Annotated in this window: 6 protein-coding genes; 2 read left to right on the top strand and 4 right to left on the bottom strand. The window is 71.3% G+C overall.

All coding sequences use genetic code 11. The features are described 5' to 3' along the window. Window positions 1-161: 161 nt before the first annotated feature. Window positions 162-1,493 carry an alkaline phosphatase family protein gene (locus C8K30_RS16300; RefSeq protein ID WP_108493929.1) on the bottom strand — a complete coding sequence of 444 codons (1,332 nt, stop codon included), beginning with the start codon at window positions 1,491-1,493 and terminating at the stop codon, window positions 162-164. Between the two features lie 126 nt (window positions 1,494-1,619). Here C8K30_RS16300 and leuS point away from each other — a divergent pair, with 126 nt between their 5' ends. Further along, window positions 1,620-4,577 (top strand): leucine--tRNA ligase, encoded by a 2,958-nt coding sequence (gene leuS, locus C8K30_RS16295; protein ID WP_108493982.1) that lies wholly within the window; start codon window positions 1,620-1,622, stop codon window positions 4,575-4,577. 126 nt (window positions 4,578-4,703) lie between these two features. Here leuS and C8K30_RS16290 read toward each other — a convergent pair whose 3' ends face one another. Beyond that, a complete protein-coding gene (locus C8K30_RS16290) occupies window positions 4,704-5,405 on the bottom strand; it encodes a DUF3800 domain-containing protein (protein ID WP_108493928.1) in 702 nt (233 codons plus the stop codon). A gap of 53 nt (window positions 5,406-5,458) precedes the next feature. Continuing rightward, the gene (locus tag C8K30_RS16285) at window positions 5,459-7,291 is read right to left on the bottom strand and encodes a helicase HerA-like domain-containing protein (protein ID WP_108493927.1); all 1,833 of its coding nucleotides are present in this window, start codon (window positions 7,289-7,291) and stop codon (window positions 5,459-5,461) included. 94 nt (window positions 7,292-7,385) lie between these two features. Here C8K30_RS16285 and C8K30_RS16280 point away from each other — a divergent pair, with 94 nt between their 5' ends. Further along, window positions 7,386-8,267 carry a DegV family protein gene (locus C8K30_RS16280; RefSeq protein ID WP_233257209.1) on the top strand — a complete coding sequence of 294 codons (882 nt, stop codon included), beginning with the start codon at window positions 7,386-7,388 and terminating at the stop codon, window positions 8,265-8,267. A 143-nt stretch (window positions 8,268-8,410) separates the two neighbouring features. On the opposite strand, the gene C8K30_RS16275 is transcribed toward C8K30_RS16280, so the two are convergent. Beyond that, complete coding sequence (locus tag C8K30_RS16275) at window positions 8,411-9,283, bottom strand: alpha/beta fold hydrolase (RefSeq protein WP_108493925.1); 873 nt, start codon at window positions 9,281-9,283, stop codon at window positions 8,411-8,413. Window positions 9,284-9,482: the final 199 nt, after the last annotated feature.

Below are 9,482 nucleotides of genomic sequence, written 5' to 3'. Positions count from 1 at the left end.
GGTGAGGGCCAGTAGACATTTGAGTCACACGCGCCAGGCGGCAGACGCCAGCCTGACCAGCCAGTCCCAGACCAGCCACCCGAAACACTGACAGTAGACATTGTCAACGCACAGCAACACGTCCCGTCCTTGTACTGTCACCCCCGCGGCACGGTTGTCGCTCAGCGGCGCAGGGCCTCGTGCAGCACACGACCCTCGCTGCCCGACGGCGGTGCGTAGCCCAGCAGCGCCGAGATCGTCGGTGCGATGTCGATGTGCCGCGGGTCGTACGGGTGCACGCCCGGCCGGACACCCGCGCCGGCCAGGACCAGCGGGATGTGCAGCTCGGTGGTCGCGCCGTGCCGCCCGGCCGGGTCGGCGGGCGTGGACCCGAACGACCAGCCCGGCTCGGGCTCCACGAGCAGGTCGCCGTGGTTCGGGCTCATCTGCATGCGTCGCTGGTCGGCCCTGTCGAAGACGTTCCGCACCTGCGGCAGCGCCTTCAGCGCCTGCTCCAGGCGCCCGACGGCGGCCGGGTCGCCCACCCGCTCGCCGATGATCCGCACGTCCGCGACGCCGCCGACGACTATCGCGACGTCGGTGCCGGGCGCCGGCGACTGGCCGCTGGTGAGGACCTGTGGCGTGAACCCGGCCGCCTCGATCGCGGCGAGTCCCTCTGCGCCGAAGCCCCTGTCGAAGGTCGTCATGCCGTGGTCGCCCGTGATGACGAACGCGGTGCGGCGGTGGACGCCCGCTTCCTTCGTGGCCGCGACGATGCGCCCGATCTGCCGGTCGATGTCCTCCAGGGCGCCGGGGATGCGCGGGTCGGCGTCGCCGCCGTCGTGCCCGATCGCGTCCAGCGTGTCGCAGTAGACCGTCATGAGCTCGGGGATGCCGTTCGCGGTGACCAGCTGCCCGCCCGAGCTGACGGGCTCGCCGCGCAGCACGGCGACGGCGTCGTCGGTGCGGCGGGCGCAGTCGCCGCCGGGCTGCGTGTACAGGCCGTCGGGGTCGCCGAAGGTGACGCCGTAGTTCTGCAGGATGAACCACTGCGCGGAGAACACTGTGCCGCCCTGCTCCCGGACCGACTGCGCGATGGTGGGCACGGCGATGTCGCGCTGCTGGCCGCGGGCAGTGTTGGTCGCCGGGTCGAACCAGTACGCGGTGTTGTGATGGGTCTCCGGCCAGGCGCCGGTCGCCACTGACGACCACGACGGGTTGGTGATCGAGGTCATCACGCCGGTCGAGGTGGTGACGCTGCCCTGGCGCAGGAGGCGACCCAGGTTCGGCATCTCCGCGACACCGTCGCGGACCAGGTCGAGGTACTCGACGTCGAACCCGTCGAGCGCGAGGAAGACGACGTGATCGGCGCGCGGATGGTGCGTCGTCGGCTCTGTCGTGACCGGCCGGGCGTCGGTCACCGGGGGCAGCGGAGCGGCGTCAGCGGTCGAGGCCGTCCACACGGCGGCGGCGGCGATGCTGGTGGCGAGGAACTTTCGCAACGAGGGCATCATGCGGGCAATTCGAGCACTCGAGGAGAGAACTTCGGGGGAGGCGCGGGCGAATGTCGGATGAACCTTGGTGCCTGTGGACAACCGAGGCCGGGCACCCGCGCAATCGGTAGACTCGGGCGGGTGACCATGCCCGACGCACCCGAGCGCACCACGTCTCCTGACGAACCCCGTTTCCGCTACACCCCCACCCTCGCGCAGCAGATCGAGCTGCGCTGGCAGGACATCTGGGAGGAGCGGGGCACGTTCCACGCGGCGAACCCGGAGGGGCGACTTACGGGGCCGGGCGGGAGCCCGGCGAAGGGCGACCCGTACTTCATCATGGACATGTTCCCGTACCCCTCGGGTGCGGGCCTGCACGTGGGCCACCCGCTGGGCTACATCGCCACGGACGTGACCGGGCGGTTCCGCCGCATGCGCGGCGACAACGTGCTGCACGCGCTGGGCTACGACGCGTTCGGCCTGCCCGCCGAGCAGTACGCCGTGCAGACGGGCCAGCACCCGCGCACCACCACCGAGGCCAACATCATCAACATGCGGCGTCAGCTGCGCCGACTCGGCCTGGGCCACGACTCACGCCGGACGTTCGCCACCATCGACCCGGAGTACGTCCGCTGGACGCAGTGGATCTTCCTTCAGATCTTCGACTCCTGGTACGACGCCGACGCCGAGCGTCCCGGCCCCTCGACGGGTACCGGGGACGGCCGCGGCCGGGCTCGCCCCATCACCGAGCTGCGCGCGGAGCTGGCCGCGGGCACGCGCCCCGTCCCCGGGCACGACGGCGACAACACCGGCGGCGCAGTCTGGTCCGCGCTCAGCGAGCTCGAGCAGCGCGACGTCATCGACGCGCAGCGCCTCGCCTACGTGGACTCCTCTCCGGTGAACTGGTGCCCGGGGCTGGGTACCGTGCTCGCGAACGAGGAGGTCACCTCCGACGGCCGGTCCGAGCGCGGCAACTTCCCTGTGTTCCAGCGCAGCCTGCGGCAGTGGAAGATGCGCATCACCGCCTACGCGGACCGCCTCACGGACGATCTGGCGCTCATCGACTGGCCGGAGAAGGTCAAGTCGATGCAGCGCAACTGGATCGGCCGGTCCACGGGCGCCAACGTGCGGTTCGACGTCGTCGGGACCGCCGAGGGCGACCCGGCCGGTGCGGCGGGCTCGCTGGAGGTCTTCACCACCCGCCCCGACACGCTGTTCGGTGCCACGTTCATGGTGGTCGCCCCGGAGCACCCGCTGCTGGACGAGGTCCCGTCGGCCTGGCCCGACGGCACGCGCTCCGCGTGGACCGGCGGGTACGACACCCCGATCGAGGCCGTCGCCGCCTACCGCCGCGAGGCGTCCGCCAAGACCGCCGTCGAGCGGCAGGCCGACGCCGGCAAGAAGACCGGCGTGTTCACCGGCCACCTGGCCGTCAACCCGGTCAGCGGCCTGCAGGTCCCGGTCTTCACCGCGGACTACGTGCTCATGGGCTACGGGACCGGCGCCATCATGGCCGTGCCGGGCGGCGACGAGCGCGACTTCGCGTTCGCCGAGGCCTACGACCTGCCGGTGATCTACACGGTCGAGCCCGCCGAGGGCCTGCCGGAGGACCACACCGGGGCGTACGCGGGCGACGGCGTCACCGTACGCTCCTCGAACGACGAGATCTCGCTCGACGGCCTGGGCGTGGTCGAGGCCAAGGCCAGGATCATCGCCTGGCTGGAGAGCAAGAACATCGGCGAGGGCACCACCACCTACCGCCTAAACGACTGGCTGTTCAGCCGCCAGCGCTACTGGGGCGAGCCGTTCCCGGTGGTCTGGGACGAGAACGACCGGCCGGTGGCGATCCCGGACGCGATGCTCCCGGTGGACCTGCCGGACGTACCGGACTACGCGCCGCGCACCTTCGACCCCGAGGACGCGAACTCCGAGCCGGAGGCGCCGCTGGGCCGCAACGACGACTGGGTGCACGTCACCCTCGACCTGGGCGACGGGCCCAAGAAGTACCGCCGCGACACGAACACGATGCCCAACTGGGCCGGGTCGTGCTGGTACTACCTGCGCTACCTCGACCCCACCGAGACCGGGGCGGCGGCGCTCCCCGAGCTCGAGCAGTACTGGCTGGGGCCGCAGCACAACCCGACGTCCGGCCCGGCCGGCGGCGTCGACCTCTACGTGGGCGGTGTGGAGCACGCGGTGCTGCACCTGCTGTACGCGCGGTTCTGGCACAAGGTCCTGTTCGACCTGGGCCATGTGACGGGCATCGAGCCGTTCGGCAAGCTCTTCAACCAGGGCTACATCCAGGCGTACGCATACACCGACTCGCGCGGGCAGTACGTGCCGGCCGAGGAGGTAGAGGGCGACGAGCAGTCGGGGTTCACCTGGCAGGGCCAGCCCGTCAACCGTGAGTACGGGAAGATGGGCAAGTCGCTGAAGAACGTGGTGACACCCGACGACATGTACGAGCAGTACGGCGCCGACACGTTCCGCGTCTACGAGATGTCGATGGGCCCGCTGGACCTGTCGCGCCCGTGGGAGACGCGCGCCGTCGTCGGGTCGCAGCGGTTCCTGCAGCGGCTGTGGCGCAACGTCGTCTCGGAGGAGACCGGCGAGCTCACGGTGACGGACGATGAGCCCGACACCGCGACGCTGCGCGCCGTGCACCGCACCATCGCCGACGTCCGCGTCGAGATGGAGAACATGCGGCCGAACACCGCCATCGCCAAGCTCATCACGCTGAACAACCACCTCACGGGGCTGTCAGCCGTGCCGCGCACGGCCGTTGAGCCGCTCGTCCTGATGACGGCGCCCATCGCGCCGCACATCGCGGAGGAGCTGTGGTCCCGGCTCGGCCACGAGTCCTCGCTGGCGCACGCGCCGTTCCCGACGGCCGACGCCGAGTACCTCGTCCAGGACACCGTGACCTGCGTGGTCCAGGTGCAGGGCAAGGTCCGCGCCCGCTTCGAGGTCGCCCCGGACATCTCCGCGGACGACCTGGAGGCGGCGGCCCTGGCCGAGCCGAACGTGGTCAAGTTCCTGGACGGCCGTGGCGTCCGCAAGGTGATCGTCCGCGCCCCCAACCTGGTCAACATAGTCCCGGCGTAGCAGATCAGCCGTCGTGAGGTGGCATTGGACCACGTACGGCGCTAGGCCTATAGTGAAAGAGCGCAAGAGGGAGAGATCCTGAGCGCCCTGCCTTCAGCCCCCGCACAGTCGGGGGCTGTCGTGCGTCTAGGGCTCCCAGAGCCGGTCATGCACGGGGACGTTCTCCAGGGCCGACCAGAGGTTCTTGTTCGCTGTGACCGCGCGCTCGTCGCGATCAACTCCATCAGCCAGTCGCTGATAGAGGAATGCGACGAGGTCCGCCGCCTGGACGAGCCGGCTCCCTGCTGACGAGACGAAATAGATCGTGTCGGCTATGCGCTGCGGCTTGCCTCGATATCCCCAGATGCGTTCACGGCGCGCTCGGCGCAACGCGGCTTGGGCGCTCTTGGCTGTCCGGTGCTCGTCGGCGATGACCACCAGGTCTTCGCCGTGTCGGTTGGCGTACTTGTTCAGCTTCTCGAGGAGGTGGAGGAGCACCGCGATGTGTTCGTCATGCTGGTCGGCGTAGCGGTCTCGGAACCCTTTCCGGTCCAGCCCTTCAACCCAGATGCCTTCTGCATACTCCGCTGTCACGTCGAGCGCTTGTCGATAGATCGAGATGCGAGCTCGCACGACAGGCTTGAGAGGGGCCCATTCCTGTGTCGCGCCGAACAGGTCGTGGCCGTGGAGCTCGATGTCAGCGCTGATTCCCTCGAATGAGTCGGCTGCCCGCGCGACGACCGAGTCGAGTTGTTCAGCGAACGGGCGTATTTCGGCCGCACGAACGATCAGGCCGACCGCGCGGTAGCACCGTGCGTTCGAGGTCTCGTCTATGTAAGCGAAGAGCACGCCCGAGTTTCACACGGCCCGTATGGGTTGCGCTCGCTGAGATTGCGGTCTCGTCAGCGGCGGCGGGTGCCGAACAGTGAGCGGGTCAGCTCGCGGACTATTACCGTGCCCGCCGTCCTGGCCAGCGAGCCCACCACGCGGTTCCGGTCGCGGGCGGCCTGTTCCTTGTGCCGCGCCTCCGCCTTCTCGCGGGTGGCGGACTCCCTCTCGAGGCGGGCCCGCTCCCTGGCGAGCTCCCGCTCGTCCTCGGCCGCGGTGGCTGACCCGTCGGCGGCGGCCTGCCCGGCCGCCTGCTCCTGGGTCTTCGCCTGGAGCAGCTCGAACGCTGACTCGGCGTCGACCGCCGTGCCGTACCTCGCCTGGCCGGGAGACGCCGCTACGATCTGGTCGATCACGGCATCACCCGCCGGCTCCATCGAAGCCTGCGGCGCCCGCACCCGGGTCCACGCGACCGGCGAGGGCGCGCCCTTCTCGGTGAGCACTGTGACGACTGCCTCGCCGGTGCCGAGCTCCTGCAGCAGCCGCTCCAGGTCGTAGGGCGACTTCGGGAAGGTGCGGGCAGCGGCGCGGAGCGCGGTGGCGTCGTCGGGTGTGAAGGCGCGCAGCGCGTGCTGCACCCGGTTGCCGAGCTGGGCCAGGACGTCGGAGGGCACGTCCTTCGGCGACTGGGTCACGAAAAAGACGCCGACGCCCTTGGACCGGATCAGCCGGACGGTCTGGACGACCTGCTGCAGGAAGTCCTTCGAGGCGTCCGCGAACAGCAGGTGCGCCTCGTCGAAGAAGAAGACGAGCTTGGGCTTGTCGACGTCGCCCACCTCGGGCAGCTCCTGGAAGAGGTCGGCGAGCAGCCACATGAGGAAGGTCGAGAACAACTGGGGCCGGTCCTGGACGGCGGGCAGCTCCAGCACGCTCAGCACGCCGAGGTCGCCCTTGGCCGCGATGAGGTCCGACGTCGAGAACGCCGGCTCACCGAAGAACACGTCGGCCCCCTGCCCCTCCAGGCCCACGATCTCGCGCAGGATGACACCTGCCGTGGCCGCCGAGACGCCGCCGATGCCTTTGAGCTCGCCCTTGCCCTCGTCCGAGGTCAGGTAGGCGATCACCGACTGCAGGTCCTTGAGGTCGAGCAGCGCCAGGCCCTTCTTGTCGGCCCAGTGGAAGATCAGGGTGAGGCTCGACTCCTGCGTCTCGTTCAGGCCGAGCACCTTGGACAGCAGCAGCGGGCCGAAGTCGGTGATCGTCGTGCGGATCGGCACGCCCTTGCCGATGCCGCCCAGCGAGTAGAACTCGACCGGGTACTGGGTGGGCGTCCAGTCCTGCCCGATGCTCGCCGCGCGCTCCGCGACCTTCGGGTTGTCCGGGCCAGGGAGCGCCAGGCCGGACAGGTCGCCCTTGACGTCCGCCAGGAACACGGGCACCCCGGCCAGCGAGAGCCCCTCGGCCATGCCCTGCAGCGTCTTGGTCTTGCCGGTTCCCGTCGCGCCGGCCACGAGGCCGTGCCGGTTCAGCATCGACAGCGCGAAACCTACCTGGACCTGCGGGTTCGGGGTGGCTTCGCCGCCCGGCTCGCCCTCCAGGAGGGCGCCCAGCGGCAGCGTGGCCTCCGCCGCGTAGCCCGCGGCGACCTTGGCGGCGTAGCCCTGCGGTGCTGGGGCGTCGTCGCTCGTCGCCTCGGGTGCCGGTGCCGCTGGGGCGGATGGGGCATCCGGGGCGACGACGGCGGTGGCGCCGGGCGTCTCCGGAGTGTCCCGGACGGGCTCGACCTCGGACGCCGGGGCCGGCGCCGTCGTCGGCACGGCGGCCCGTTCCGCCTCCTCGAGGGCCTTCTGGGCCGCCGCAGCGGCCTCGCGCAGAGCGGCAAGGTCTGGGGTCGATGCGTCGGGCATGTCTCGGATGCTAGGCGGGCGCTCGCGCCGCGCGCGGGGAGGCGCCGACGCGGTTTCGTCGTCCGGTTCCTCGCGCGGATAGAGTGGCGCGGTCATGCGCAACCGACGTCGTCCTTCCCGCCCGGCACCCCAGGAGGTGCGGGTCGTCACCGACTCGACCGCCTGCCTGCCCGCCGGTCTGCCGGGCGGCCCGGTCGTGGTGCCCCTGCGTGTCCTGGTGGGGGACGACGCCTACGCCGAGGGCGAGGACATCACGCCCGAGCGGCTGGCCGAGCTCGTCGCCGAGGGCGAGCAGGTGACGACCTCGCAGCCGTCGCCCGAGGCCTTTGCCGCGGTCTACCGTCGCCTGGGTGACGAGGGCGCCCGCTCCATCGTGTCGGTGCACCTCTCGGGTGCGCTCTCCGGCACCGTCGGCTCGGCGGGCACGGCCGCCGCGCGGTCGCCCCTGCAGGTGCGCGCCGTCGACTCGCGGACGGGCGCCGCCGGCCTCGGCTTCGCCGCCCGCGCTGCGGCCGAGTGCGCCGCCTCCGGGGCCGACGCCGCCCACGTCGCCGCCCGGGCCATCGAGGTCGCCGGGACCGCGAACGCCGTGTTCGTGGTCGACACCCTTGAGCACCTGCGCCGCGGCGGACGCCTGTCCGGGCCGGCCGCCGCGCTCGGCACGGTCCTCGGCGTCAAGCCGATCCTGCGGCTGTCCGACGGCGCCGTCGAGCTCTACCAGCGCGTCCGCACCCGCGCCGCAGGGGCCGAGCGGCTGCTGGAGCTGGCGGCGGGCTTCGTCGCCGAGGCGAAGCGACCGGTCGTCGCCGTGCACCACTTCGGCGCGCACGACCGAGCGCTCGCGCTTGCCGGCCGCCTGCACACCCGGACACGGGCGGACGTCGAGGTCACGCCGCTGAGTGCCGTCCTCGGGGTGCACGTGGGCCCGGGCACGCTCGCCGTCGTCGTCGCTGACCTGGGCGACCACGCGCACTGAGACGCCGCACGTACTGAGTTGCGGACGCCACGCGGCCCGGGCTGCGGTGGTCGGCAAGACATCAGGTGGTCAGCACCCCGAGGTGCTGACCACCTGACATCTTGCCGACCAGCCGGAGGTGGCCTGAGCCGGGCGGCGGTGCCTCAGCCGGCCAGGGCCTCGCGCAGCTTTGCCGCGAACTCGACCGGCTTGTCGGCCGGCTGGCCGTACTCGCCGCCGCTGAAGCCGCCGTGGCCGCCGGGGAACTCGACGGGCTCGGCGCCGAGCAGGGCCGCGGCCGCCTGGGCGGACCGAGCGGCCAGACCCCCGCCCGAGTCCGCGCCGATGCCGATCACGACGCGGGGTGTGCCGGTCCTGATGGTCTCGTAGGCCGGCACGTACGAGGGGATGGTCAGCATGTTGACGCCGAGCAGCAGGTCGTCGCGGGAGCCGTCGTCCTCGGTCGGCAGGCCGAACTGCGCCGGGTCAGGGGCCGGCTGGTTCGCGTAGTCCGCCGTGAGCTCGTCCGTGACCATGACCAGGTTGATGAACTTTGCCATGGCGGGCCCGGAGCCCTTGGCCTGGTAGGTGTCGTGGATGTCGGTCATGGCGGCGATCACGGCGTCGCGGTCCGGCAGCGCCGTCGGCAGCGGCGGCTCGTGCGCGATGACGCTCCGCACATCCTCCGGGTGCGCCGTGGCGAGCTCGAGCGCCACGACCGCGCCGCCGCTGGAGCCGAACAGGTCGACGGGGCCGCCACCGACTGCCCTGATGACACGGTGCACGTCATCGGCGAAGGTCGGGACGCCGGGCAGGTCCCCGTTCAGCTCCCTGGTGCTGCGCTCGATGCCGCGCGGGTCGTAGGTCACCACGGTGCGGTCGGTGAAGTGGCTCGCGAGCGTGGTGAAGCCCTCCGCGCCCATCGGCAGGCCGATCAGCAGCAGCGGCGGTTCGTCGGTCGGGGCAGCGGCCTCGCGCACGTCGTAGGTGAGGACGGCGCCCGGCACTTCGAGGGTGAGGGTCTTCTTGTCGGTCATGATCGCTCCTGGTCCGTTTCGCGTGGTGCGGGTCTGGGGGTCCCGCTCGGGTTCTCGCGGGTCTGCCAGGTCCGACGACGGCGCCGGGGAGAACTCATCGGTGGACCTCGACAAGACTCGTGCTTCGAACGCGCAGACCCTCGTGGTGGCCCGGTGCGGGTACGAGCGCGACCACAGGGGACTGTTCTCCGGGTCTGTG

The organism is Promicromonospora sp. AC04, from assembly GCF_003058225.1.
Taxonomy (GTDB): domain Bacteria; phylum Actinomycetota; class Actinomycetes; order Actinomycetales; family Cellulomonadaceae; genus Promicromonospora.
The sequence above is the reverse complement of the archived record's forward strand: the minus strand, read 5'-3'. Positions and strand labels throughout refer to the sequence as shown.